General features: G+C 45.7%; 20 protein-coding genes. 10 read left to right on the top strand and 10 right to left on the bottom strand.

Translation table 11 applies throughout. The annotated features are described in order from the left end of the window. Positions 1-12 precede the first annotated feature (12 nt). Together BUR42_RS14020 and BUR42_RS14015 are read left to right on the top strand one after the other, a co-directional pair. Positions 13-1683, top strand: coding sequence for a RagB/SusD family nutrient uptake outer membrane protein (locus BUR42_RS14020; RefSeq protein WP_143197445.1), 1671 nt, complete (start codon positions 13-15; stop codon positions 1681-1683). A gap of 148 nt (positions 1684-1831) precedes the next feature. Beyond that, positions 1832-3616, top strand: a complete 1785-nt coding sequence (locus BUR42_RS14015) for a hypothetical protein (RefSeq protein WP_074239827.1) — start codon at positions 1832-1834, stop codon at positions 3614-3616. 33 nt (positions 3617-3649) lie between these two features. Here BUR42_RS14015 and BUR42_RS14010 read toward each other — a convergent pair whose 3' ends face one another. Further along, positions 3650-4159: a DinB family protein gene (locus tag BUR42_RS14010; RefSeq protein WP_074239826.1), complete on the bottom strand. Its 510-nt coding sequence runs from the start codon at positions 4157-4159 to the stop codon at positions 3650-3652. 76 nt (positions 4160-4235) lie between these two features. Here BUR42_RS14010 and BUR42_RS14005 point away from each other — a divergent pair, with 76 nt between their 5' ends. Further along, positions 4236-5705 carry a sulfatase family protein gene (locus tag BUR42_RS14005; RefSeq protein ID WP_074240600.1) on the top strand — a complete coding sequence of 490 codons (1470 nt, stop codon included), beginning with the start codon at positions 4236-4238 and terminating at the stop codon, positions 5703-5705. Further along, positions 5705-6079, top strand: a complete 375-nt coding sequence (locus tag BUR42_RS14000; protein WP_074239825.1) for a DUF1801 domain-containing protein — start codon at positions 5705-5707, stop codon at positions 6077-6079. The genes BUR42_RS14005 and BUR42_RS14000 overlap by 1 nt, the downstream gene beginning before the upstream one ends. An 88-nt stretch (positions 6080-6167) precedes the next feature. Here BUR42_RS14000 and BUR42_RS13995 read toward each other — a convergent pair whose 3' ends face one another. Then, positions 6168-6917, bottom strand: coding sequence for a DUF4262 domain-containing protein (locus tag BUR42_RS13995; RefSeq protein WP_074239824.1), 750 nt, complete (start codon positions 6915-6917; stop codon positions 6168-6170). Positions 6918-6943: 26 nt separating this feature from the next. Here BUR42_RS13995 and BUR42_RS13990 point away from each other — a divergent pair, with 26 nt between their 5' ends. Together BUR42_RS13990 and BUR42_RS13985 are read left to right on the top strand one after the other, a co-directional pair. Then, the gene (locus BUR42_RS13990; RefSeq protein WP_074239823.1) at positions 6944-8026 is read left to right on the top strand and encodes a helix-turn-helix domain-containing protein; all 1083 of its coding nucleotides are present in this window, start codon (positions 6944-6946) and stop codon (positions 8024-8026) included. Positions 8027-8081: 55 nt separating this feature from the next. Then, positions 8082-9566 carry a S41 family peptidase gene (locus BUR42_RS13985; protein WP_074239822.1) on the top strand — a complete coding sequence of 495 codons (1485 nt, stop codon included), beginning with the start codon at positions 8082-8084 and terminating at the stop codon, positions 9564-9566. A 95-nt stretch (positions 9567-9661) separates the two neighbouring features. Here the strand turns inward: BUR42_RS13985 and BUR42_RS13980 are convergent, their stop codons facing one another. The 5 genes from BUR42_RS13980 to BUR42_RS13960 all read right to left on the bottom strand — a co-directional run bounded on the left by BUR42_RS13980 (position 9662) and on the right by BUR42_RS13960 (position 18273). Next, positions 9662-11071 carry an arylsulfatase gene (locus BUR42_RS13980; RefSeq protein WP_200798257.1) on the bottom strand — a complete coding sequence of 470 codons (1410 nt, stop codon included), beginning with the start codon at positions 11069-11071 and terminating at the stop codon, positions 9662-9664. 9 nt (positions 11072-11080) lie between these two features. After that, the gene (locus BUR42_RS13975; protein WP_074239821.1) at positions 11081-12850 is read right to left on the bottom strand and encodes a RagB/SusD family nutrient uptake outer membrane protein; all 1770 of its coding nucleotides are present in this window, start codon (positions 12848-12850) and stop codon (positions 11081-11083) included. A 10-nt stretch (positions 12851-12860) separates the two neighbouring features. Continuing rightward, complete coding sequence (locus BUR42_RS13970; protein ID WP_074239820.1) at positions 12861-16292, bottom strand: TonB-dependent receptor; 3432 nt, start codon at positions 16290-16292, stop codon at positions 12861-12863. 218 nt (positions 16293-16510) lie between these two features. Continuing rightward, positions 16511-17650 (bottom strand): FecR family protein, encoded by a 1140-nt coding sequence (locus BUR42_RS13965; RefSeq protein ID WP_074239819.1) that lies wholly within the window; start codon positions 17648-17650, stop codon positions 16511-16513. Positions 17651-17715: 65 nt separating this feature from the next. After that, on the bottom strand, positions 17716-18273 hold the full coding sequence (locus BUR42_RS13960; RefSeq protein ID WP_074239818.1) for an RNA polymerase sigma-70 factor: 558 nt from the start codon (positions 18271-18273) through the stop codon (positions 17716-17718). Between the two features lie 118 nt (positions 18274-18391). On the opposite strand from BUR42_RS13960, the gene BUR42_RS13955 reads away from it, so the two are divergent. Further along, complete coding sequence (locus BUR42_RS13955; protein ID WP_074239817.1) at positions 18392-18898, top strand: hypothetical protein; 507 nt, start codon at positions 18392-18394, stop codon at positions 18896-18898. Positions 18899-18903: 5 nt separating this feature from the next. Here BUR42_RS13955 and BUR42_RS13950 read toward each other — a convergent pair whose 3' ends face one another. The 3 genes from BUR42_RS13950 to BUR42_RS13940 all read right to left on the bottom strand — a co-directional run bounded on the left by BUR42_RS13950 (position 18904) and on the right by BUR42_RS13940 (position 20424). Beyond that, the gene (locus BUR42_RS13950; protein WP_074239816.1) at positions 18904-19287 is read right to left on the bottom strand and encodes a hypothetical protein; all 384 of its coding nucleotides are present in this window, start codon (positions 19285-19287) and stop codon (positions 18904-18906) included. An 85-nt stretch (positions 19288-19372) separates the two neighbouring features. Continuing rightward, positions 19373-19558 (bottom strand): type II toxin-antitoxin system antitoxin, encoded by a 186-nt coding sequence (locus BUR42_RS13945; RefSeq protein WP_074239815.1) that lies wholly within the window; start codon positions 19556-19558, stop codon positions 19373-19375. Positions 19559-19560: 2 nt separating this feature from the next. Further along, positions 19561-20424, bottom strand: a complete 864-nt coding sequence (locus BUR42_RS13940; RefSeq protein ID WP_074239814.1) for an SPFH domain-containing protein — start codon at positions 20422-20424, stop codon at positions 19561-19563. Between the two features lie 240 nt (positions 20425-20664). Between BUR42_RS13940 and BUR42_RS13935 the strand changes: the two genes are divergently transcribed. The 3 genes from BUR42_RS13935 (at position 20665) to BUR42_RS13925 (ending at position 26016) form a co-directional block, all read left to right on the top strand. Continuing rightward, the gene (locus BUR42_RS13935; protein ID WP_074239813.1) at positions 20665-21246 is read left to right on the top strand and encodes an RNA polymerase sigma factor; all 582 of its coding nucleotides are present in this window, start codon (positions 20665-20667) and stop codon (positions 21244-21246) included. A gap of 266 nt (positions 21247-21512) precedes the next feature. Then, a complete protein-coding gene (locus BUR42_RS13930) occupies positions 21513-22541 on the top strand; it encodes a FecR family protein (RefSeq protein WP_074239812.1) in 1029 nt (342 codons plus the stop codon). Positions 22542-22545: 4 nt separating this feature from the next. After that, positions 22546-26016: a SusC/RagA family TonB-linked outer membrane protein gene (locus BUR42_RS13925; protein ID WP_074239811.1), complete on the top strand. Its 3471-nt coding sequence runs from the start codon at positions 22546-22548 to the stop codon at positions 26014-26016. Positions 26017-26022: the final 6 nt, after the last annotated feature.

The following is a 26022-nucleotide window of genomic DNA, read 5'->3' as shown; positions in this document are numbered from 1 at the left end:
CAAGTAATTCGTATGAAAAAGATAATATTATTGTTGACGATACTCCTCCTTGGAGCATGTACAAACCTCGACCAGAATTTTTACGACAGGGTAACACCGGAAACATTCTTTAAAAGCGCAAAAGACATTAAAGCAGCACTCTATCGTCCCTTTACCCATGCACGATGGTATTTGGGAGAAGACAGATGGAACCTCCAGGAGTATACGGCAGACCAGTTTGCTATCACCACCAAAGGCCGCCACTGGTATAACGGAGGCGAAAATGAACGATACCATTATCACCGCTGGACACCAGACGATGGATGGGTTTGGGGAACATGGCGTGGAACGCTGATGGGTATTGCATTAGCCCTCGATGCCAAAAGCGATCTGGAGAAACTGGATTACACAAAATTCGCACTCACACAAGCTGATAAAGACGATCATGTAAACCAGCTGAATACACTGATCGCATTTTTCTACCTGAGAGGCCTGGACTATTTCGGCGGATTGCCTGTCTTCACCTCGCTGGAAGGTGAATCCCTTCCACGTAAAACAGACCTGGAAACGTTCACACATATTGAAACACTGCTGAAAGAAGCCATACAGAAACTACCAAAGAAGAAAGCAGGAGATAAAGAAGAAGGGGCATTAAGACAAGCTGCCGCCGCTACTTTGCTTGCCAGGCTGTACTTCAATGCAGAAGCTTACATCAATAAGCCCATGTTTGCAGAAGCAAAGAAGCTCTGCCAGGATATACTCGCCAAACAGTATGGCGAATACAGTTTAGATCCCACCTGGTTTGGCATGCATACTTTTACAAACGATAAATCACCAGAGATCATCTGGTCTATTCCCTCTGAATTCAATAAGTTGCAATACGACTGGTTCTTCAGTGTTTTCTATCATTACAATACCGCCAAATATTTTGATATAGACGGAGGTCTTAATAATGGTGCGCATCTTCAACCTTCCCTCACACCAACCGGTACACCGTATTCCGCACAATACAAACTGGGTTCTCCGTTTGAGAAGTTCAATAATGCAGACCTTCGCAAGAAACCTTACAAATATTTAGGCGGCGGAAAATATGAAGGCATGTTCATTTACGGCCCTCACCTCACGCCTGCCGGCGAAGTGATCGTTGGAGGAGAAGAATATAAGAACCTGCCCATGGTATTTGTAGACCAGGTAGGCCGTTTTTCAGAAGTTGGGCCTGGTAAACGTTATGCGAGCATTGCAGACCTGCCTTCGAAAATGTCTGAAGGAGAAGAGAATACTGGTGTGCGCATTGTAAAAGTGCCTATCCCAAATAACACAGATAAAACCCTCCGCTGGGGACCAGATAATCCTGCTATCCGCCTCACGGAAGTTCAATACATGCTGGCAGAATGCCTGATGCGCGAAGGAGATAAAGGAGGTGCTGCTACCTTGATCAACGCCGTAAGGAAAAGGAATTTTACAGGCGGTGTAGATCCCGATCCTGTTACAGCAGCCAACCTGGACGATTATCGTATGCTGGCTGAGTGGGGAACTGAGTTCCTGGCTGAAGGCCGCCGCAGAACAGACCTGATCCGCTGGAAGAAATTCACCTCAGATTCCTGGTGGGACCATACTCCGTCTGATGCACATTATAACAGGTTCCCGGTGCCAACGCAGGCCATATCAGGGAACAATAACCTGAAGCAGAACGATGGATATTAAACCCTGAAAAGGCGGCTAATTTAGCCGCCTTTTTTTCTGGAAAAAAAGTTAACTTGTATCAGCTTAAGACATGAAAGCCCGGTTTTAAAAGTTTGTGATCCGCCCTTTTAGTTCGTAACCCGTTTCCCTTCACCATAAATATTATGCTATGAAAAAAATTCTATTTTTTGTTGCCGTCGTTCTGCTTGGAAGTATTCCGTATACGCAGGCCCAAACTACTTATACGATCGATTTTTCTTACGAAACGCTGAACAATAACTGCAACGTTTTCGCTTCCAATGTTACGGTGGATAATTTTGTACATCAATCCACCATTGGTTTCCCAAAATTTACCGGCAACCCGGATTATTATGTAAATCTTCCCTGTAAAAGGAATTCCCAGTCGAGTCAGGTGGGAACAGAATACCAGATCAAATTTCCTTTTAAAAAGAATTACAAGTACCAGATCAATGCCTATTATAAAGGCACCATTGCCACTTCCAACGATTACTATCCCGTACTGGCCCTGCGGCTGAATCCAACAGCCCTTGCACATAATACCGCTACCAATTGTGCGCCCGGTCCGGGCGCTGTTTCTCTTAATTATACAGGGTATGCTGTTTCCGGCTCCGGTTTTGCATGGCCGCAAAACCCGATCATTAATACCCCGCAGCCACTGGCAATAGATTATGAATCCTTATCGGTAGCCGGTTATCCTGCGGAGAGCCCTTCTGCCAGTGGCACCAACGCCATCCAGGTCAGAGCGATCGTGATAACAGAGTTTCCTCCTGCGCCTACTAACCCCGTCTTTACCTTACCTGCTTCCGTGAACATCACCTGCGGATCAGCTTCCGCACAACAATTCACTATCACCAATGTAAATAACTCAACAGGCATCAGTGCATATAACTGGGACCTGGGTTCCGCCAGTAACGGATGGCTTTATAACGGAACTCCGGCTCCACAGAATATCAGCACACCCGGTAATACCATTTCACTGACCCCTGTATGCGGCGCTACCCAGCAAAGTGTAAAGGCAATCGTCACTGTCAATGGCACTAATTATTCAACCAACACTATGGCTGTTAATTATACATTGCCATCCTTAAGTATCAACGGGAATGCTGTGATTGGAAGTGCGGAGAATTATAATATAGCAGGATTGCCCTGTAATGCCTCAGTTGCCTGGTCTGTTACTCCGGCAGGGCTGGCAAGTCTGAGCTGCACGAATTGTGATCAGACAACGCTTACCGCAGTGGCAAACGGAAACCTCACACTTTCCGCTACCGTAACAGCCTGTGGCCAATCGCAGACCATTACCAAAAACCTTTCAGTTTGCATGAGCAATTCCGGGGTTGCTACAAACCTTACAGGCACATTGTCCTGGGTTGGAACTTCCTACTATGGATATACGCTTAATTTTACCCCGGTACCGGGTGCAACATCTTACCATATGGAATGGTTTGATGTAACAAACAATTCTCTGCTGAATACCTATCCCGTTCCCAATCCTGGTTATTTCTACTATTATTTCTCAGCAGGGAGAACTTATAAATACCGCCTTGCAGTAGAAACCAGCTGTGGAACATGGGGCCCGTACTCTGCATGGTCCGATCTATTACAGCCACCGCCGGCATCCTGCGCTAATGGGCCGATAGGATCTACTTTAAGCCAGTCGCCGGGATGTAATGGGTCCAGTGGTTGTACGTATACTAACCTGAGCTGGCCTGCTATTGCCGGAGCCTTGCAATACAAAATAGAATATTCGATAGTCAATATTTCGGCAGGTATTTACCTGCCAACCACTACTATCTATTCTTCCTATCCATATGCAAGCCCTAACTACAGCCCGCTTTCCGGTACAGGATGGACCATCCAGTATCGGGTAGCTGTAAATTGCAGCAGTGCATGGGGGAATTTCAGTGGATATTCAGTGCGGTTCTTCTTACAATAGAAAAAAAGGGCGGCTAGGTTATAGCCGCCCTTTTTATTTTGTTATAATCTCCCGAACACTTGCCAAATGATGGTCATCATGCTCCGCTACAAAATAGGCGAGATCAATGATGCGCATAGGTGTTTTTAAACGGGGATGTAAAGCCGTATTATACAATTGTTCATCCTTCAAACGGCTTAGCTTGTTTACAAACTCCTGCCTTTGTTCCCTGAACCCCTGTTGTAATGTTTTTATGTCCGCTGCATTGTGATTAGCGGTATGTGTTCTTTGATTGGTGAGGTCTGCCACCCTTAGTTCTGCCAACCCCTTGGTGAGATCGTCCAGCCTGCCGATCCATAAAGGCTCAACGTCGGAGAGATGCCCTATCTGTTCCTTGATACTCCATTTATCTTCCTGTTTTAAGGTCAATAGAGCGGGGCTGAGTTCCCTGGTGATTTCCTCGATCCTTGCAGGTGTTCCTCTCAATCGTTCAATAATAGAAGGCAAAATTCCATTGTCTTCAATCAGGGGGAATTTTCTTTTGAACCATTCTGTTTTTTGCATGGCATTAGGTTTTTATCATACCAAATGTACAGCAACCAGCCGGATGTCTTATCTTAGGGGAGCAAAAAATCCACGAATGAAAACTAGCATGTTATTGCTATTGATGTACTGCATTACCGGCAGTGCAGTGATGGCACAAAACAATAGCAGGCCCAACATCATCTTCATCCTGGCTGATGATATGGGATACGGAGATGTAAAAGCATTAAACCCCGCCGGCAAGATCGCCACGCCAAACATAGATCGCATCGCCGGCAGTGGGGTAGTGTTCACCAACGCGCACAGCAGTTCTGCTGTTTGTACTCCTTCCCGCTATAGTATCCTAACCGGCCGGTACCCCTGGCGTTCTACATTGCAAAGCGGTGTACTCAATGGTTACAGCAAACCGCTCATTACACCTGAACATAAAACCGTAGCTGCCTTCCTGAAACAAAATGGATACAAGACCGATTGCGTAGGCAAATGGCACCTTGGAATGGACTGGGCACTGAAACCAGGTACAGACACGGTAAAAGAAATGGAAAAACGGGTGGACTTTGCAGGAAAGATAGAGAATGGCCCAACCACCCGCGGATTCGATTATTACTATGGCATCAGTGCTTCGCTGGACATGCCGCCTTATATCTACATTGAAAATGATCATACCGTAGGGATCCCCACTGTCAGCAAAACATGGGTACGTGCAGGTTTGGCAGAAAAGGATTTTGAAGCAGTAGATGTATTGCCTGCGCTCACCAATAAAGCCTGCGAAAGGATCATTACCCAGTCTAAACAGAAAGGCCCTTTCTTCCTGTATCTGGCATTACCTTCTCCACACACCCCCATTGTTCCCGGCAAACGATTTGAAGGGAAAAGTAATCTCACACAGTACGGGGATTTTGTAATGGAAACAGACTGGTCGGTAGGACAGGTATTGCATACATTAGACTCACTGGGCATTGCAGAGAACACCCTCGTAATTTTCACCAGCGACAATGGTTTCGCACCCTATGTATTGAAAACTTTTGACGTAGAAGCCCTCGGCCATTACCCCAGCGTAAACTTCAGAGGGTACAAAGCTGATATCTGGGAAGGCGGCCATCATGTTCCATTAGTAGCCAGGTGGCCTGCAAAGATCAAAGCCGGTACCGTCACTGATAAAGTGGTATCCCTTACAGACTTCATGGCTACCTGTGCAGATATTATTGATGTACCTTTACAGGAGAACATGGGAGAAGACAGTTATAGCATGTTGAAGAATGAACGCCCTGCTGTTATAAGCCACTCCATTGACGGTAATTTCTGTATTCAGAATGATAAATGGAAACTGGCACTGTGCCCTGGTTCCGGAGGTTGGGCCGCACCACGTAATGTAGCTGCCTTTGAACAGGGTTGGCCGGAAATACAGCTCTATGATATGGTAACAGATGCTGCTGAAAAGAACAATGTGGCGGCAGCACATCCGGATGTGGTGAAGCAGCTCACCGAAATGTTACAGAGTTATGTAGTGAAGGGGAAAAATGAAGTGAATGTAGATATCAGAAAGAGAAAACAATACATAAAATAATGACAAGTGATAAAGATATAATCACCTTCTTATCATCTTATAGTGAGAAAGTAACTGCCGATGCTTTACTACTCCGGAAGTTGCTGTTTGCCCATCTTCCGGATATACAGGAACAAATAGACCTGCCCGCGAAGATGATCGGCTATTGTTATGGTCAGAAGTACGCAGAATTGATATGTATGCTTATTCCTTCGAAGAAAGGCTTAAAGCTGAGCTTCAACAGGGGCAGCAGCCTTCCCGATCCTGATAAATTGTTACAGGGAACAGGAAAGATCTCCCGTTATGTAGAAATAGAAGGTGAAAACGAAATAAATTCCCCGCAGCTCAAAAGATTACTGGCGGCGGCCCTGGAAGCATACCGGGCACTCAAATAAAATAAATCCTGGCAGACTTCGGAAAACCAACAGGGGAAACGGAACCGCTCAGCACATGGTTGGTTTTGCGATGGTAACGGGTGGGAGGTTATTCGGTTTCTTCCGCTTCCTCTTCTCCTTCTTCATATTCCCAGTCTGAATGTATATCCTGCCGCCAGGCATTCCAGCCATATTGTAAATGGTAGATCTGGTTTACAGAAGGGTCAAGCCGGGTGATAGCTTCCAAACATACGATCCTTGCATCTTCCAGATCAGCTTCCGCACTGCCGTGGAATTGCCAGTCGCCATCAATATTATGAGAAACATATAATATAGGATCACCTTCCAGCACTTGTTTTGTTGTAAAAGTAGCCACATTCCTTTCTTCATAAAATTTGAAGTCTGTATTTCTGTCCAGCAATGGCTGTTTGAATTTCCAGTCGGGGTTAAAGTTTTCATTCCAGGGAAAGTTGCTTGCTTTATCCGGCCAGACGAGTTGCAGGGCCGGAAAATCGAATGACCCGTAGAACCCTCCGCCATAACCAAGATAGTCCCGATAAAAATCCTTATCAACCTGCAGGAACCGGATAGGAAAGTTTTCCAGGAAATCAGGATAAGCTTTATTGGATTCCAGCTTTTCGCCGTTTTGTACCATGGCACAGGCATCATTAATGAGTGTTGCCATTAGGTTTATTTCTAAGCCAAAACAAATTATTTCCGGATGCCCGAATTTCTGATAAAGGCCGATTGAATATACAAATGCAGGCAGATAGTTATCAGCTTCTATCATAATCAGGTGGCAACCATATTGCTCAATATCCTGGAGGATGCGTTGTTTGTCTTCTTCTGGGATGCTCATACATTAAATATACTATCTTTAGTTTTATGTTATTTCTACATAACATACTACTATTGGGAACGGTCCAGGGATTCATTATTGCCTGGTTATTGTTCTTCACAGGCCCACGCCATATGCATACCCGCATTTTTGGATGGCTCATGCTACTGGTAACCCTTAACTGCCTCAGTCAATACCTTTATGAGGATCAATGGGTACAGGCTAATCCCCTCGCACGCTTATTGACTGATCTCATTCCCCTGGTATTCCCTATGTCCCTCGGCCCCCTGATCCTGTTTTACACCCGCGCATATGCAGACCCGCAGTTCAGGATCAGCAAAGAACAGCGCTGGCATTTTGCTCCTGTTATCATAGACCTTGTTCCCTACCTCGCCGCCTGGACCTTTATTATTGGGTTCTTCAGCGGATTGGTAAAAAGTGGCCCTGGGCCCTGGGGATACTTCATGGATGAATGGAACCACTATGCGGATATCCCACGCTGGCTTTCCATTACAGGTTATTTGCTCTATGCATGGCGGATGAAGAAAGACGTTAGATGGCTCAAACATTTCCTAACGGGGTTTTTCATTTTCCAGCTGGTTTGGCTGATTTACCTGGTCCCTTATATAATCCAGCCAACCTGGTGGAACAATATCACCTGGTTCCCTGTATTCATTCCATTGGTGGTACTGATCTATTGGGTGGGGTTTAACGGTTTCCTCCAATCAAGAAAAGAGAAACAGGCCGCTGCAAAGTCCTCCATCTTACCAGATCAAACTGTTCAGGAAGCGGTTGCCCTGTTAACCAGGGCCATGGAAACAGACAAACTCTATTTAAATCCTGAACTTAATCTTCTCATGTTGATGCAGCATACCGGGCTTCCACAGAAAACCATTTCTGCTGTACTCAATCAACACCTGCATAAAAGCTTCAACGAGTATATAAATACCTACCGGATAGAAGCATTTAAAACCAGGGTTCAGGAACAGGATACATCCCAGCTCACCATTGCGGGGATCGCAAAGGAATGTGGCTTTAGTTCGCAGGCTACCTTCCAGCGGATTTTCAAACAACAAACAGGTATGGTACCCTCTGCCTACCTGAAAAATACTACTCATCGCTGGATTTGAGCATTGTTCGCGGAGAAAAAAATACCATTTCCGTTGACCTTTGTTCAAAAAAACAATGAAGCGCATCTTATTCATTTGCTTATTTTCCCTGCCCTTTATGGGAGCCATTGCCCAATTCAGCAAGGCAGATCTGCAAAAAGACTTCAGTTATGCAGAGAAAGCATTAAGGGAAACTCATCCCGGACTATTCAGGTACCAGTCAAAACAGCAATTCGACAGTACCGTCACCGCCACCTATGCCCGGATCAGGGACAATATGAGCGGCAGGGACTTTTACAAGGTAATGTCCGGCTTCATTTCCAGTATCCGTTGTGCCCACACCGTTATTATCCCCAGACCCAACTGGGCGGATACGCTTCGTACTGCCCGCTTCTATTTTCCATTCCAGATCTTTTTCATAGGAGGAGAGCCCATCCTGATCATTAACCGTTCCAGGAATGAGGAAATCAGTCCCGGAGCCGTGCTGTTAAAGATAGATGGCCGGCCGGTCATGGATATCATACATGAAATATTCAGTCACCTTTTTGCGGATGGCTTTAATGAAACCCTGAAATACAGGCAGATCCATAACCTCCTGTTTTCCTATTACTACAATGCCTTTATTTCCCAGTCAGATTCCTTTCATATTGAATACCGTAACCGGGAGGGCCAGGTGAAGCAGGTGACGCTCGCTTCAATAAGTGTAGCAGAAGCAGAAAAGAACATGCGGGCGAATCCGGTAAACAAACAGGTAATGGAAGGTATCCGTAAAGAAGGTAAGAGGAAATTTGATGCCCGGGATTTTTACATCAACAAAAGAAAAGGCATCGCAACAATTCAGCTACGTGAGTTCTTTGGGGGGAAAACAAGTAAAGAAGCGGATCAGAAGCTGGGGGAGTTCATGTATTCATGTATCACCAAAACAAATAAGCAGCAGATCCGCCACCTGGTAATAGACCTCCGGAACAATGCCGGCGGATATGATTCCCAGGGCCAGGAATTACTGAGCTGGCTCATTCAGCAGCCAGTGCAATATTATAAAAGCATGCATACCATCACTAACAATTCTCCCTTCCTGGAAAAGTCCAGCATATCCAAAGAAGAACTAAAAGAACTCGCAGGAGGAAAACTGTTAATACCACAACCGGATGGCACCTTCCTCGTAACAGAACAGGCTAATCCCACTTTAGCCATACTGCAACCCAAACCCAATGCATACAAGGGAAAGATTTACTTTGTTACGAACGGCGCTACAGGATCTGCCACAGCAGAGTTCACCGCAGTAGCACATCATCTTAAAGCAGGAACATTTGTTGGAGAAGAAACAGGAGGAAATTATACAGGAGGAAATGGAGCAGAATTTATTGGCCTTACTTTACCCGTAACAAAGATGCATCTTAATATCCCGCTTGTATACTACCGTAATGCAGTAGATGAACCAAAAGAAAAGGGGAGGGGTACAATACCTGATTATGAAGTATCCTATACTTTGCAGGATCTCTTAACAGGCGTGGATACACAGCTGGAGTTTGTGTATAAACTTATAGAAGGCAAAAAATAAGAATGGCCCGGTCGGGCCATTCTTATACTACTATCAAAACTTACTTCGCAGAAAAAGTAACTCCACCCTCTGCTGCGCGGCAAGGTCCCTGCCAACTACTTAATCAAAGGAAACACCGCACTCTCGGTATGCGCTGCCTTAATATAATCATTCACCTGCTTCACCACCGCAGGATGCGCCGCAGCAACATCATGCTGCTCCTTCGGATCTTTACTCAGATCATATAACTCCAGCTGCGCATTACTATCTTTCACATTGTACTTCACACCCTTCCAGTTCCCCATCCGTAAAGCCTGGCGCCCGCCACTTTCATGAAACTCCCAGTAGAGATAAGTATGCTGCACCTGTTTACCTTTGCCCAGCAGGGTAGGAAGAAAGGAAATACCATCTGTATATTTAGGAGCAGGCGCACCAGTAATAGCAACAAACGTAGGCATCAGGTCCCAGAAAGCCCCGATGAAATTACTCTCGCTTCCTGCTTTTACTTTACCCGGCCATTTTACAATGAAAGGTGTTTTGATCCCTCCTTCATACAGGTCCCGTTTATTACCACGCAGGCCTCCGGAGCTGTTGAAGAATACGGGATCTGCACCACCTTCCTGGTGTGAACCATTGTCGCTGCTGAAGATAACGATCGTATTGTCCGATAAGCCGAGTGCATCCAGCTTATCCAGTATCTGCCCTACATAAGCATCCAGGCGGGATACCATAGCAGCATAAGTAGCACGTGGTTTATCAACGGAGGCATAACCCGGTACCAATGCTTTCGGTCCGTAGTCATTGCCTTTGTGCGGAGTTTCCTCGAAACTGTTTTCGTACTGTTTATAATATTGATCTTCCGGTCCTGACAACTCAGCATGCGGCAATACGCTGGGAACAAAGAGGAAGAAAGGTTTATTCTTGTTATCCTCTATAAAGGCCAATGTTTTTTCCTGGATCAATGTGGGTGCATAGATGTTCTTTTGCGTAAGATCATTGCCGGTCAGCGGTACTTTCTCATTATTGCTCCAGAGGTGTGTAGGATAATAACGATGTGATTGCCGCTGGCAATTGTAGCCGAAGAAAACATCAAAGCCCTTTTTATCCGGCGCACCGGTGGTACCTACCATACCTAATCCCCATTTGCCGAAAGCCCCGGTAGTATAACCTGCCTGTTGTAAGAGTAACGCATAGCTTTGAACAGTATCTGCTAAAGGTTCCTGCCCTTCCGGCTGGATCTCCTTGTTGCCACGGACGTAAGTATGCCCGGTATGCTGCCCTGTCAGCAAAGCTGAACGGGAAGGGGCACATACAGAGGTACCTGCATAGAAACGGGTAAATCGCATGCCCTTTTTAGCGAGGCGGTCTATATTCGGTGTTTTGATCTTTGTTTGCCCGTATACGCCGAGATCACCGTATCCCAGGTCGTCCGCCAGGATAAAAACAATATTGGGTTTTTTCTGTGCCTGTAAGGAAAGGCCGGAGATCATCAGTATGCCTGTCAGTGCAAAGAGTTTCATCATCATGCTTACGTTTTATTTCCACTGTGGATTTTGAACTAAGTTCGGGTTCAGTACAATCTGGTTAGATGGAAGCGGATAAAAATAGTAATATTCCGGGAATGGTGCAGGCGGTACTTTTTCATAGGCAATATATCCTTCCGTTGCCCCGTTCTGGATAGGGATAATGCTATTGGCTGGTACATCCGTTCCCTTTTTGATCCATCTGCCCAGCTTTTGCGTTACAGCATATTCCATTTTCTTCCAGCGGCGGAGGTCATCAAAACGGAAGGATTCTCCCATCAGCTCAATAGCCCGTTCCCTGCGTATTTCCCAAAGTACAGGAGTTATTGTAGCATCCCTGGTAGGATCATTGGGAATGGCACCTGTTTGTAAGGCAGCCACACCAGCACGGGTACGCAGTTTGTTGATGGTCTGATCTGCGATGGCCTGATCAAATTCGCCCAATTCATATTTTGCTTCCGCATAGTTCACCATTACTTCTCCCATCCGGAAGATCGGTGCATCATTCACATCAAAGTTCTGGATCATCTGGATCTTATTGCTGAACTTATAGAAACGGTAACCGGTATAGGTAACATTGAAAGGCTGCCCGTCATTAAAATCTACATAGTGCGGCTCTGAACGTACCACCAATCCCTGCCAGTTGAGTGTGGGCAATGTTTTGTTCTTTGGCCCGGAAATAGCAGCCATAACAGGAAAGTATTCACTCTCTGCAGGATTATCGCTGGGCTGCCAGTTCATGCTGGGATGCACCACTTTCACTTTGAAGGGAGGAGGTACGGTATAGTATAAACGTTTATCCCGGTTCCTGAATTCCGTGTAAGGAGATTTATCCCCTGCAAACAGCGGACTGGTCCAGCGCGTTTGTCCATCCGTCATGAGATACATATCAGCTGCTTTTTTGGTGAGGTCCCATCTGCCGGCAGAGTTCCTGCCCAGGGAAGCAAGTGTATGTACTACCTGCGTCTGATCATATTGTTTGTATAATAAGATGCCGGGAACATTGGCCAGTGATTCACTGTTGAACTCTTCATCGTAGTTGGGATGCAGGTTAGGGAAAGCAGCGATCAGTTTAGCCGCGGCATCTGCACTGGCCCGGAGGTAGGGGATGGGGTCACCCAGGTTATGATATTTCCGCCAGGTGCCTTCTATCAATCCAAAACGGGAGATCAGCGCACGCACCACATGTACGTTGATGGTATTGGGGCCGTCACCCGCTGGTTTAATATGTTGCTCTGCCCATTGCAATTGCTCCAGCATTTTCTGCGTTACTTCTGCTCTTGGAGTTCTCTTAGCATACAGTTCCTCTACATCGCCATCTGTAAGTGCTTTTTCCACCCAGGTGATATCACCATATTTACTCACCAGGTTCATATAGTTATAAGCGCGGAAGAAGTAACCCACACTGCGCCAGTGATCTTTATCCGTATCTGAAATAGAAGACTTGTCAAGGTTGTCCAGCATGATATTCACCGCCCTGATCCTTGCATAAGGATCTGTATAATCTGCGGAGCTGGAAGGGATCACGATCCGCTGCCAGATCCAGTTGGATTCTGAATTGGGATTGGCATTCAGGAAAAGATCGCTATCGAATTCTTTATTGACAGACGCCGGAGCATAGGCAGGAAATACTTCATAGAACTGCCATGCATATGCTTTAATGTTATCGTATTTGGTAAAAGTGGTTTTCTCCGTGAGCTGATCTTTAGGTTGCAGATCAAGTTTGCCGGTGCAACTTTGAAGAAGAAGTGCCGTAGCTATGATGATAAGGAGTTGTTTCATGTTGCGCTGATTAGAAGTTTACATTAATACCAAAACTGTATTTCTTCATGAAGGGATAGATCCCGCCATCGGAGATACCATCTGCTTCTGCATCCATGCCATCCGGCAGATGATCAAAAGTGAAAAGGTTCTCACCTGATACAAACACGCGGATATTATTGATGAATACGCGCTGCAGCAGTTTTTTGGGCACTGCATATCCAAGCGTGATATTCTTTACACGCAGGTAAGCACCATTGGACAGGTATTTGGTTTGTATATTCCTGCTCGTGCCGGTAGTACCCGCTCCGTCAGGATAACTTCTTGGATAAAAACCATTCGGATTCGTGGGCGTCCAGTAATCAAGATTGTGTTTATAAAGTGTGCCAAACTGGTTCAGATAAGGCCAGTACAGCTGGTTGCTTAACCAGAGGTCTCTTTTACCTACGCCTTGTAAGAAGAAGGAAAGATCAAAGTTGCTGTAAGAAGCATTTCCGAATATGCCGAACTGGAACCTGCGGCGGGCGTTGCCAATTACTTTGCGGTCACCTGAATTGGCGAGGGTATTGTTGCCTGTAAAGATCTCGCCATTACCATCTATATCTACATAACGGATATCTCCGGGGTTCTGCTGTACACCCTTCACACCTGCTATGCCGGGCAATAATTTTCCTTTCTGCAAGGTGGCATCCAGTGAACCTTTTTCAAAATCATCTACTGTAAAATATCCCTGCGTAACATATCCCCATATCTCACCGATCTCTTCCCCTTCGTAATAATTGTCCAGCTGCCCTGTTCCTGAATTAATGATCAGCAGGCCGGCAGGGTTCTTGTAACGGGTAATGTAAGCGCGGCTGTCAGAGAGGTTGAAGCCGATAGAATAACTCACTGCTTTGATCTTGTCCTTCCAGCTCAGTTCCCATTCCCAACCTTTGGATTGAAGGTCTGCCACATTTTGCAAAGGAGCTGTTGCACCAAGGGTAGCAGGGAGGTCTGCTCCGGGCGCTAACATATTCAAAGTATTACGCTGGAACCAGTCGAAGGAAGTGTTCAAACGGCCTCTGAGAAAACTGAAATCCACCCCAAAGTTAAGCGTACGTACTGTTTCCCAGGTAAAGCTGGAGCTCACCAGCGCTGGCATGGAAAGAGAAACATAACGCAGGTTCGTAGCGGGGTCTGTCCAGGATGCATTATAAGGTTCCATACCCGGCACGTAAGGATAATAATCAGGTGTATTGGTATTTGGTTTATTCACCACCTGGTTCCCTATTTCTCCATAGGAACCCCTCAGTTTAAAGAGCGGCATTATATTCGCCAGGGGTTTCATGAATTCTTCTTCACTTACATTCCATCCCGCGGATACGGAAGGGAAAAAGCCAAAACGGTGACCTGGTGGAAATCTGCTGGAACCATCAAAGCGGCCATTTATTTCCAGCAGGTATTTATTCTTGTAATCATAGTTAATACGGCCGAAATACCCGGAGATCGCATATTCCCCGAAACCATCATCCCCGGCAATAGTACCGGTACTGGTAGAAAGGGAAGGCACCCATGGACTCAATACATCGAGCCGGTTCACCGTAAAACTTTCCTGTTTGCTGATCTCCTGGTTGGTGCCCAGCAGTAAGGTGACATTATGTTTGTTGATGGCTTTTGTATAGCTGGCGTAAAGGTTTAGTGCCTGGTAATTCACCTGGTTGTTAGACCTTGTGTAACGGGTATTATTATTCAGGAATTGCCTGTCGTAAGTAGCTGCATTGATGTATTCGTTCTTGTCCTGTATACTACGGTTATCCCCATTGCTTTTATTGAAGGTATATTCTCCTGTTACCTTCAAGCCATTCAACGGATTATATTCCAACTTGCCGAACAGGCGGATATCATCTCCAAAAGCAGTATTAACAGGTTCTGTTTTTATTACATTGTTAGGTGTATTATAAGGCAGAATATCTCCGTTTGGTGCTTTACCGTAACCGGTTGGTGTATAAGAACTATAAGTAACTGCATTATAGAAGATGCCGCTAAAATTAGCGGGTGTGGTGCGTTTATTGTTCTTGTAGAAGAGGTTTACACTGGCAGTGAGGTTTTTGGTCAGCTCTGTACTGAGGTAAGTATTCAGGTTGTAACGGGTGAATTTATCCTTATTGGTAACAAGGATGCCATCTTCACCAGTATAACCGCCGGACACACGGAAAGTAGTTTTGTCGGAACCGCCGCTGAAAGAAAAATTATGCATCTGCTCAAACCCTTTATTAAACAGTTCACCGTAGAGGTCTGTTTGTGCTAATGGATATCTCAGGCCATTGATGATGGCCTCTCCATCAGGGTATTTACCGGGGTCCTGGTTATATTCCGTCAAAAGGTTCAGCCAGGTATTTACATTTTGACCGCTCCAGTAAGAAGTGGTGCCAAAGTCTTTTAATGCCTTTACCAACTCAATGGGTGTTGCCTTTTGTGGTAAGGAAACAGGTTTATTAAAAGTAAAGTTGGAGGAATAATTGAACTTCATCGGCTGGTTCTTCTTTCCTTTTTTGGTAGTGATAAGGATCACACCAAAGGCAGCCCTGGCACCATAGATGGAAGCTGCCGCAGCATCCTTCAGTACCGTTATATTATCAATATCCCTTGGATTCACATCGTCAATATCCATCGGCACATTGTCTACCAGTACAAGCGGTGAGCCACCATTGATAGAAGTATATCCACGGATATTAAGAGCAGTGGAAGCACCCGGCTGACCACTTCCATAAGTGATCTGTAAACCGGGAACGGCACCCTGCAAAGCCTGTGAAGCGGAGCTTACGGGGCGGTCGCCTAATACATCTTCCATTTTTACAGAGCTGACAGCGCCGGTGAGGTTGGCTTTTTTCTGCGAACCATATCCTACCACCACTACTTCGCTCATGGCTGTAAGGTCTTCATGCAGGACCACTTTTAATGGTGTAGTGCCTGCTTTAACTTCCTGTTGTTCAAATCCTATAAAACGGATGATCAGTACCGCTTCATTATTTTTGACGTTAATGGTGAACTCGCCGGCTTCATTGGTGACAGTACCATTGCCTGTACCTTTTTCCTGGATGCTTACACCAGGTATGGGATTCCCTTTTCCATCCGTTACCTTTCCATTTACCGGAAGCCTTACCGGAGGTGCGGGATCAGTAGGAGAGGGCAACGTTTTACTGCCGATAAGGATCAGTTTATTTTCTATTTTATAGCTCAGTGGCTGCCGGTTAAGTATAGCCGTCAGTACTTCGTCAATAGATGCTTCTTTTACATGTACGGTTACCGGAGATGCTTTATCTACCAGCTCCGCACTGAATAATACATGATATCCCGTTTGCCTGCTGATCTCTGCAAACACCGTTTTCAATGACGCCTGTTCAAACTTCAAAGATACCTGCTGCGAAAACGCCGTGGCAGATACCTGTAAGGTGATGATCAGTAATAGGAAAGTCAGTTTCATGACGATCAACGATTTAATTAGCTGCTGTTTCGTGGAAAAAGTAAAAAGTACAGGGCAAAACATCCCCTTGTATGAATTCCTGAAATACATACATTTGCTTTGTTAGGTGAGAGAATAAGTTTCTGAATAACGCGTTTGGTAACTGTCCTTACCTGATCTAAGACCGGTTATGTTGTCGCATAGCCGGTTATTTTTTGGTTGTAATTAGCTTTTGGTCTTTAGTGTTTTATTTTAATTGTTTTGTTCTCGATATAAAACTGCTGATCGCCGGTGAATTCCAGCATGTCTAATACTTTGGCCAGCGGCTCGTTCCTTGGTATAACACCGGTATATCTGATAGTTGGAATAGTGGCAGGATCGATCTGTACATCGTACCAGCGCGAAAGCTGTAAAAGTACCTCTGCCAGGTAAGTATCATTGAAAACGAAATAACCGTTCTTCCAGGCGATGGCATCCTGTGCATTCACCATACTCTTTAACAGGGAGCCTGTTTGATTGTTCAGGCGGGCCTGCTCACCCGGTTTCAGGATCGTTTTTTGTGTAGAAGCATTAGCCGTAATGCTCACACTTCCTTCCAGCAGGGTGGTGTGTACGGTAGCATTTTCAGGATAGGCATTCACATTGAAGTTCGTACCCAATACATCCACCCTTTGAGAAGGCGTGATCACTTTAAACGGCCTGCCGGCGTCTTTGGCCACTTCAAAATAAGCTTCTCCGCTAAGCGTCACCTTTCGTTCTTCTTTCGGGAAGGAAGCCGGGTAACTTAAGGAAGATGCTGCATTCAGCCAAACCTTACTGCCATCCTGCAACACAATGCGGTATTGCCCGCCACGTGGTGTAGCAATATGATTCAACCCGGTATCTGTTCCATTCCCGGTTGCTTCATATACAATTTCCCCGCTGGCAGTTTTATAGATCCGCAAACCAGCCTGTTTAGCAATATCGCCTGCATTCACATCGTTGAGCAGGACCTGTTTACCATTGGACAAAGTAAGTACCGCCTTATCTCCGCCGGCAGGTATTTCCGGCGAAGAAACGGTAACTGTAGATGGGGTATGATAAAGAGTAGCACCCGGCTGAAATAACAGGAACCCGGTTACAATAGCTCCCGCAAGCACAGCCGCTGCCGCGAGATACCGGTATCTTACAGGAAATGGTCTCTTTTTAGGAGCAATACGGCGTTGGATATTTTCGCGCATTTGCACAGCAATACCTTCATCGTCCGGTAATTCAACACCGGAGGCAATGGCCGCTCTCTCAGCAGCGATGTAGTAGCTGTTGTATAAAGCAATTTCCGCATCTGTGGCGGTGCCATCGCTTATTTTTTCCAATAATTGCTGTAATGCTTCCTTGTCCATAGAGGATCTTATATGAACAAGGCACTTGAAGGAAGGGTATCCCCTATAAGGACAGAAAATATTTTTTAGAGGAGAAGGGACATGCTACCCAGCCGTACCCTTAATTTCCGAAGGGCTGTGGTCAGTTGGTTTTCTACGGTCTTTTCAGAAATGCCCAGCCGGCCGGCAATTTCCCGGTTGGATAAATGTTCGTGGCGGCTCAGGTAAAATACCTCCTTGCAGCGGGAGGGCAGGGTTTCCGTAAAACTGGCAATCACAGATTTCAACTCCTTCAGCTCCAGTACCCATTCTTCGGTGGCCTGGGTTACTTCCGGCACAATGTTTTCTGTAATAAAGGTATTGCGTACTTTCTGATGCCGGATAAAGTTGGCCACCTTATAACGCACGGCCATCACCAGGTAGCCTTTCAGGGTGGTTAACACCACATGGTCCCGGTTTTCCCAAAGCCATACAAATACATCCTGTACAATGTCCATACTGGCAGCCCTGTCTTGCAGGAGATAATAAGCTGATTTGAAAAGGGTATTCCAATGACGCTGATAGATCTCGTCAAACGCGGCGGTATTACCTGATTTCAGGAAATCAACCAGTTCACTGTCCGTATATAAAGAGTAGGCCTGCATAGCTCAGGAAACAAAACTACTTCAAAAATCTGAGAAGGAGAATCCCATACCTTAGATACGCTTGACATAGGCTTAAGATTCGTATTGTTATATGCGATCTTTGTCTTATCTTAGGGATATGGCAGTATCTGAACATAACGTCATTACCCGCGGGGCCACCGGCACCTTCGGCAAACAGATCGTCTTCCGCCAGCGGAACGGCAAAACCGTGATGTGCAAGCCCCCTTGTAAGTACCCTCCCAAAACCGCCACCCAGGTAGCGAACCAGGAGCGCTTCAAAAGGGCCAACAACTTCGCTAAAGCTGCCATCAAAGACCCCGAAAGGAAAGCTTACTATCAATCCATCGCCAAACCCCACCAGACGGCATTTAACGCAGCTTTCCAGGATGCATATAACAAACCGGAAGTAGAAGTTACTATCAGTAAAGGAACAGTGATCATCAAAACAAAAGGTAAACACCGTATAAAAGAAATAAAGATCATTACCCCCTCTTCAACAGGGTTCGCAGTTTTCAAAAACAACCACTGGGAATACCCCCTGAAAGAAAAAAGCTACATCATAATGATATATGATATAGCTGGAAATATTGTCCGGCACAGTGCAGGGCCGGATAATTTTGGATAAAGGTATTAACGCACTTTCCTGTATTTAATCTCTGCAGACTGGTTTTGGATCACCAGCAGTGAATCCCCGTAGATCTTATACTGCAGGGTAGTAGTATCTTTTAAACCCCTGGAAATAAAATTGAAGGAACTATCCGTTTGCTGAATAAAACCAGATGAATCAATATTGATCCCCAAACGAACTCCTTTGTAAAGATATTCTCCTTTTATCGGGTCAATTGAATTAGAGAAGATGGAGAGTGTATTTCCATTGGGGATCTCTACCCAGTTAGAAACATACCCATAAGTGGCATAGTCAATAATTGGTTTTTTGCTGTCGTCGTTTTGTTTGGTACAGGCATAGAGCGATAACATGAGCATCGCTGCTGGCAGGATAAATTTACTTTGCATGGTTCCGTGGTATTTTGGTCTCGTTAAAATATAAAAAAAGAGGACACCGTGCAACGATGCCCTCTTTTTTTATCAGAAGATAATTTTACTTTTTTTCATCCCGCTTTTCCTTCACTTTTTTCTCCCTTCCTGCATCTCTCAGCGCTTTGGAAATGATCCATTCCATCTGTCCGTTCACGCTTCTGAACTCATCCGCAGCCCAGCGTTCCAGCGCATCGTACATTGCACCGTCAATTCTTAATACAAAAGATTTTTTTTCCTTCGCAGCCATTTTTATTGATATAAAGATCCGGTGTTCAGAACTGGTTGAGCGCCTTTCTCACCACACAATACTACTAATAAATTGCTCACCATCGTAGCCTTCCGTTCTTCATCCAGGGTAACTATCTGCTTCTGAGACAACATCTCCAATGCCATTTCCACCATGCCTACAGCACCTTCCACGATCTTAGACCTCGCAGCAACGATGGCTGTTGCCTGCTGGCGTTGTAACATTGCACCTGCAATTTCAGGAGAGTAGGCGAGGTGGCTGATACGTGCTTCCAATACATGGATGCCGGCAGGGGAAAGTCTTTCATTCAATTCCTTTTCCAGCATATCATTCACTTTATCACCACCATCCCGTAAGGTCAATTGGTCCGGAGCACCTTCCATGTGTTCATACGGGCAGCTTACCGCAAGGTGACGAACAGCAGCCTCACTCTGGATCTGTACATATTGATGAAAACCCTCTACTTCAAAGGCAGCTTTGTAAGTATCCTTCACCTGCCAAACGATTACCGCAGCTATCTCAATCGGGTTACCCATCTTATCGTTCACCTTCAATGTCTGCCCGTTCAGGTTGTTGGCACGAAGGGAAATGTTCTGTGAGCGGTAGAGCGGGTTCACCCATAAAAGACCGTTCTGTTTAACACTACCTACATACTCCCCGAAGAAGGTAAGTACCCGGGAATGGTTAGGGTTAACGATCATGATACCTTTGGCAATAAAGATGAACAGGATAAAAAGTATGACGGACAGCCAGGACAAACCAGGTGTTCCGGTAGCCAATACGATCGTGTAAATGCCCAGGAAGAAAACAAGAATAGATAATACAAACGCGAGGTAGCCGGACATCGGCTTAATGATCTTTTCCATAAGGGGATTATTTAAAATGATATCAATTTGATATCAAATATAGTATTCCTTCCGGAATAAAAAAAATGCATCGTGTAATTCATACACCAATAAATATTTAAAAAATAGGAGGGTAAAAAAGTTTTAAATTAGAAGAGAATGACTATTTTGGGTCAGCAGTTAACCGGAAAAAGACAGATAAGAAGAGATATAATAACAGCGTAACCAGGATCAACAGCATTTTATCAACCGAAATTTTCTATGTACAATAGCTATTCAGACGAGCAATTGTTATCCCTTTTAAAAGATGGCGATATCGGAGCGTTCAATATGATCTATGACCGCTACAGCCGTCCATTATACCTTTACATCCTCAGCAAAACAGACCGTGGGGAAACCAGCAAAGATGTGCTGCAGGACCTGTTTGCCACCCTTTGGGAAAAACGTTTCACCTTAGATATCCATTTATCTTTACGTTCTTATTTATACCAATCTGTCCGTCACAAGATCATCGATCTCTACCGCAAGGATAGCACTTACCGCAAATACCTCCAGCAACTGATCGAACACTTTGATGCACAGCCACATAACATCTCTGAAACCTACGATTACAAAGCCAAAGCCAGCGAAGTATTTGAAGCCATCAACCGCCTTCCGGCCCGCATGAAGGAAATATTCATGCTCAGCCGTTTCGAAAACCTGAGCATAGAACAGATCGCCTCCCGCCTGGACCTCTCTCAACAAACCGTGAAGAACCAGATCACCAAAGCCCTGAAGATCCTGCGCACCCACTACACTCAAACGGACCTGCTGATGGTAGCCGTTATTCTTTCTATACTTTAAAAAGGAAAAACGCCTCCTCTTCTGCGCGGCAGGCGCTAAACCCATTCTCCAACTCCTTCAAAAGCAACCCCTTCAAAGTCAACCCCCTTCTTCAAAAGAACTCTCTCCCCAAAAAGAAAAAAACTCCGCCCTCTTCTGCGCGGCAAACTCCAACCCCTTCCTCCAACCCCTTCAAGATCAACCCCCTCCATTTATTTTAAAAACAGATGGTACTTCCCATCCACTCGCGCGACTCCCTTTATATCACCAACTAAAAAACTACCGCAGTGGATATTGAACAGATCAAAAAAGTCCTGGAAAGGTATACACAAAACAAGTGTACTGCCGAAGAGATCAAGATCATCGAGCAATGGTTTGCGAGCATCAATCAGCACCGGTCCGCCATGATCGAAGACGATTTCCTCAAGGAACAACTGGAAGAGGTCCGGATGCGCATCCACGACCAGATCAATACACCGATCGTGGAAATGCCCGTCCGCAAAAGGAACTGGCGCCCCTGGATATATACCGGCGCCGCTGCCATGATCACAGGAGTGATAGCATTTACCTTACTATACAGATCTATGCCTGCCAGTCATCCTGTAAACCCACTCCATCCAGCCGTACAATCTGCTGTGGTAAAAGCAAACAAGGTGATCCGGAATGGCTACGTAGAAGTCTCCACCACTAAGGGTTCCACAGAAAAGGTTGTACTGGCAGATGGTTCCACCATCATCGTCAATTCCTCCTCAAGGGTCCGTTATCCTGAAAAATTCTCCGGCAAAACCCGCAGCATTTACCTGGATGAGGGAGAAGCCTTTTTCAAAGTAGCCGAAGACCCCGCACATCCTTTTGTGGTACACAGCGGAGATATCGCCACCACTGCATTAGGTACCTCCTTTAACATCAGGGCTTATTCAAGAGAAAAGAAGATCACCGTGGCATTGCTCACCGGTAAAGTGAAAATAGATCACGCAAAGAGTGAAGCCCCCGTGATATTGAACCCCAGCGAACGTTTGAGTTACGACAAGGTATCACTCAGCATGGCTAAGACCACCTTTGAGAAAGAAGACGATATCGTAGGATGGAAACACGGATTCCTCGTGTTCAAAGATGCCAGCTATGATGAACTGGTGAATGAAATAGAGAACAGGTACAACGTAACCGTGATCAACGAATGTGAAGCGAAAGAGTGGAATTACACGGGCTTCTTTAAAGATGAGAATCTGCAGGAAATTATAGAAACCATTTGTTTAACTAAAAACATAAGCTACACGATCAAGAACGACACAATTTTCCTTAAATGCAAAAACTAGATGTATGAAAAAATGCTTACGCCTTCTATCACTAGTGACTCTTGCGTTGGCCATTACACTGGCGGCTCCTTACACCGCCAGTGCTAATGCCGAGTCGCAGGATACTAAAAACGTCAGTCTCACCATCCAGGTCAGGAATAAGAACATGGAAGAGGTGTTTACTGAAATTTCCTCGAAAACAGGGCTCAGTTTCCATTACGACAAATCCGATCTGAATCTCAAAAAGAAGATTAACCTGAACTGTGTGAAGCAACCCATTGATGAGGTGCTGGCACTGCTCGCGGAACAAACCGGACTGAAATTTACGAGAAAAAACAGTAAAATCATAGTAAATCAGGAACAACATAACGGATCGTTAACTACCGTTACCCTGATGAACGGTGGCAATTTAGCTGAAAAAGAGATCCGCGGTACTGTAAAGGACGCGAAAGGTGCCGGCCTTCCCGGCGTAACAGTTGTGATCAAAAACACTAACAGGGGTACCCAAACCCAGGCCAACGGCAATTTTGTATTAACCGCCAATCCCGGCGACATCCTGGTATTTCGTTTTTTGGGGTTTACCAGTCAGGAAGTAGCTGTTGGTAGTGGTGACGTATATGACGTAGTTCTGGAAGAGAACAGCCGTTCCCTCAGTGAATTTGTTGTAACCGCTTTGGGTATTCAACGTAAATCCAAAGAACTCACTTACTCTACCCAACAATTGAACAACGAAGATCTTTCCCGCGTGAAAGATGTGAACGTGATCAACAGCCTGGCTGGTAAAGCTGCCGGTGTAACAATTGGCCGCAGTGCCTCAGGCCTTGGCGGAACCGCCCGCGTGATCATGCGCGGTAACAAATCCACCCGCGAAAATCAACCCCTGTACATCATAGACGGGGTGCCATTAGCCAACTTTTCTCCTTCCCAGCCAGCCAACTCATTCGGCCAGTCTTCTGATATCCAGAGTGGCGCCGGCCGTGATGGTGGAGACGGTATCTCCAATATCAATCCGGACGATATTGAAACCATCAATATCCTGAAAGGTGCTTCTGCAGCTGCTTTATATGGAAGCCAGGCCGCAAATGGTGTGATCATCATCACCACCAAAAAAGGCCGCGCAGGAAGAACCAGGATCGACTTTTCTTCAGACGCTACTTTCGAATCACCATTCTTATTACCTGATCTGCAATACAGGTACGGTCAAACACCCGGAGGCTCAGGGCCTGGCGACAACCAGAGCTGGGGCCCTAAAATTTCCAACGCAAAGGAACACGCAAAAGATTTTTTCAACACAGGTTCAACTTATACCAATAGTATTGCACTCAGCGGCGGTAACGAAATTGCTCAGTCCTATTTCTCCTACTCCAATACCAGCAGCAAAGGCATCATTCCTACTGCAAAGCTCAACAGGCATACCTTCAATTTCCGCGAAACCCTGAAGCTGCTCAACGATAAATTAACGGTAGATGCAAACATCACCTTCCTCGCACAGAACGCAAGGAACAGGCCGGGTGTAGGGCTTTATTTCAACCCGCTCACCGGCTTGTACTTATTGCCCCGCGGTATTGATTTCGATAAGTATAAAACATACGAATACTTCGATAAAGGAAGGAACATGCCACTGCAGGACTGGTGGAACATCAACAGCGAAAAAGGATGGGCAGGTGACGCGGACCAGCAGAACCCATACTGGATCCTGAACAGGAACCAGCGGACGGAAATGCGTAACCGTGGTATGGCTTCTCTCTCCCTCAAATACCAGCTGCTGGATTGGTTAAGCGTACAGGCGCGTGGTAGCTTTGATAAAAGTTACGACGAGTATGAACTGAAAGCCTTTGCCAGCACACAAGCTACACTCGCACCCACCAATGGCCGTTATACTTATGAAAGAGAGTTTAACACCCAGTTGTATGGTGATGTAATTCTCTCTGCCAATAAAAAACTCAGCGAGCGTCTGAGTATCAGTGGTAACCTGGGTTCCAGCATCACAGATCTGAAAGCGCACGACAGAGTACTTTCCGATGTGAACTGGAGTTCCAATCCCGGATTGGTATATGCCAACAAATTCCAGTTAACCAATATCGATCCCACTGCTTTAACACAGATCAGGAGTGTGGATCAGAAACAAACACAAGCAGTTTTTGGTAACGTGCAATTAGGTCTCAACGACTATCTCTTCCTGGACATTACAGGTCGTAACGACTGGTCCAGCACACTCGCATTCACACCGAAAGAAAAGAGCGGTTACTTCTACTACTCAGCAGGTGTTACGGCTGTGATCAGTGAAATGGTGAAACTCCCGGAAGCCATCAACTTTGCTAAAGTAAGGTTCTCTTATGCAAGAGTAGGTAACGAAGTACAACCTTATTTCTCCCGCCCATCGGACTTTAACATGCAGATCGTAGGTGGCCGTCATGAATTGAACTCCAACCTCCGTGCACCATACCCAGGCACTTTCCTGGAACCGGAAGATAACCGTTCCATCGAAGCCGGCCTTGATGTACGCTTGCTGAATGACAGGCTTTCTCTCGACCTCACCTTTTACAAGAACAACAACTTCAAACAATACATGGAGGTTGGGGCACAACCCGCCAGTGGCTACCAGGTATATTATGTGAACATGGGTAATATCCAGAACAAGGGGATTGAAGCCATGGTAACCGTAGTGCCGGTAAAAAGCAAAGATTTCACCTGGACCTCAAACATCAACTTTTCCACCAATAAAAACACCGTTATCAAACTGTCTGACGAAAACATTGCAGGAGCAGATGCTACCGCCCGTTTTCAGTTAACACAGTTCGGTTCCAATATGTATGGTTCCTTTATCCAGGAAGGTGGCGCGTGGGGTGATATCTACACTAATCGTACCCTTCGTCGTAACGCACAAGGTGCCTTCATCCTGAATGCTGCCGGAGATAATGTAGAGGATAGTGTTGCTGCCAATGCTAACAGTAGTTTTTATGTGGTAGGTAATCCCAATCCCAAATTCAACCTTGGCTGGAACAACACCTTCGACTACAAAGGTTTCTCACTCAGCTTCCTGATCGATGGCCGTTTTGGCGGTAAAGTAATGAGCATGACACAAGCCATCCTGGATGGTTACGGCGTAAGCGAAGCTACCGCACAGGCAAGAGATAACGGAGGTGTAAGCCTGAATGCAGTAACGCAGGATGGTAAACCTTTCACCGGCAAACTGGACGCCAAGAAATTCTATCAGGCCATCGGTGGCCGCGCAGGTGTAGGCGAATTCTACATGTACGATGCAACTAATATCCGTTTACGCGAATTGGCACTCAGCTATAGGATACCCGTTAAATCCAAACACATCCGTAACCTGCAGATCGGCATCATTGGCCGCAACCTGTTCTTCTTCAAGAATGATGCGCCATTTGATCCCGAAGTAAGTGCTGGTGGTAACAACACCTTACAAGGTATAGATGTTTTTGGCCAGCCTGCCACACGCAGTTTCGGAGCAAGCCTGAAAGTAGGACTATAAGAGAAG

Source organism: Chitinophaga niabensis, assembly GCF_900129465.1.
GTDB lineage: Bacteria > Bacteroidota > Bacteroidia > Chitinophagales > Chitinophagaceae > Chitinophaga > Chitinophaga niabensis.
The sequence above is the reverse complement of the archived record's forward strand: the minus strand, read 5'-3'. Positions and strand labels throughout refer to the sequence as shown.

Excerpts from the sequence above, each read along its gene's own strand:
- BUR42_RS14020 (WP_143197445.1), top strand. The coding sequence starts at position 13 with ATGAAAAAGATAATATTATTGTTGACGATACTCCTCCTTGGAGCATGT.
- BUR42_RS14015 (WP_074239827.1), top strand. The coding sequence starts at position 1,832 with ATGAAAAAAATTCTATTTTTTGTTGCCGTCGTTCTGCTTGGAAGTATT.
- BUR42_RS14010 (WP_074239826.1), bottom strand. The coding sequence starts at position 4,159 with ATGCAAAAAACAGAATGGTTCAAAAGAAAATTCCCCCTGATTGAAGAC.
- BUR42_RS14005 (WP_074240600.1), top strand. The coding sequence starts at position 4,236 with ATGAAAACTAGCATGTTATTGCTATTGATGTACTGCATTACCGGCAGT.
- BUR42_RS14000 (WP_074239825.1), top strand. The coding sequence starts at position 5,705 with ATGACAAGTGATAAAGATATAATCACCTTCTTATCATCTTATAGTGAG.
- BUR42_RS13995 (WP_074239824.1), bottom strand. The coding sequence starts at position 6,917 with ATGAGCATCCCAGAAGAAGACAAACAACGCATCCTCCAGGATATTGAG.
- BUR42_RS13990 (WP_074239823.1), top strand. The coding sequence starts at position 6,944 with ATGTTATTTCTACATAACATACTACTATTGGGAACGGTCCAGGGATTC.
- BUR42_RS13985 (WP_074239822.1), top strand. The coding sequence starts at position 8,082 with ATGAAGCGCATCTTATTCATTTGCTTATTTTCCCTGCCCTTTATGGGA.
- BUR42_RS13980 (WP_200798257.1), bottom strand. The coding sequence starts at position 11,071 with ATGATGATGAAACTCTTTGCACTGACAGGCATACTGATGATCTCCGGC.
- BUR42_RS13975 (WP_074239821.1), bottom strand. The coding sequence starts at position 12,850 with ATGAAACAACTCCTTATCATCATAGCTACGGCACTTCTTCTTCAAAGT.
- BUR42_RS13970 (WP_074239820.1), bottom strand. The coding sequence starts at position 16,292 with ATGAAACTGACTTTCCTATTACTGATCATCACCTTACAGGTATCTGCC.
- BUR42_RS13965 (WP_074239819.1), bottom strand. The coding sequence starts at position 17,650 with ATGGACAAGGAAGCATTACAGCAATTATTGGAAAAAATAAGCGATGGC.
- BUR42_RS13960 (WP_074239818.1), bottom strand. The coding sequence starts at position 18,273 with ATGCAGGCCTACTCTTTATATACGGACAGTGAACTGGTTGATTTCCTG.
- BUR42_RS13955 (WP_074239817.1), top strand. The coding sequence starts at position 18,392 with ATGGCAGTATCTGAACATAACGTCATTACCCGCGGGGCCACCGGCACC.
- BUR42_RS13950 (WP_074239816.1), bottom strand. The coding sequence starts at position 19,287 with ATGCAAAGTAAATTTATCCTGCCAGCAGCGATGCTCATGTTATCGCTC.
- BUR42_RS13945 (WP_074239815.1), bottom strand. The coding sequence starts at position 19,558 with ATGGCTGCGAAGGAAAAAAAATCTTTTGTATTAAGAATTGACGGTGCA.
- BUR42_RS13940 (WP_074239814.1), bottom strand. The coding sequence starts at position 20,424 with ATGGAAAAGATCATTAAGCCGATGTCCGGCTACCTCGCGTTTGTATTA.
- BUR42_RS13935 (WP_074239813.1), top strand. The coding sequence starts at position 20,665 with ATGTACAATAGCTATTCAGACGAGCAATTGTTATCCCTTTTAAAAGAT.
- BUR42_RS13925 (WP_074239811.1), top strand. The coding sequence starts at position 22,546 with ATGAAAAAATGCTTACGCCTTCTATCACTAGTGACTCTTGCGTTGGCC.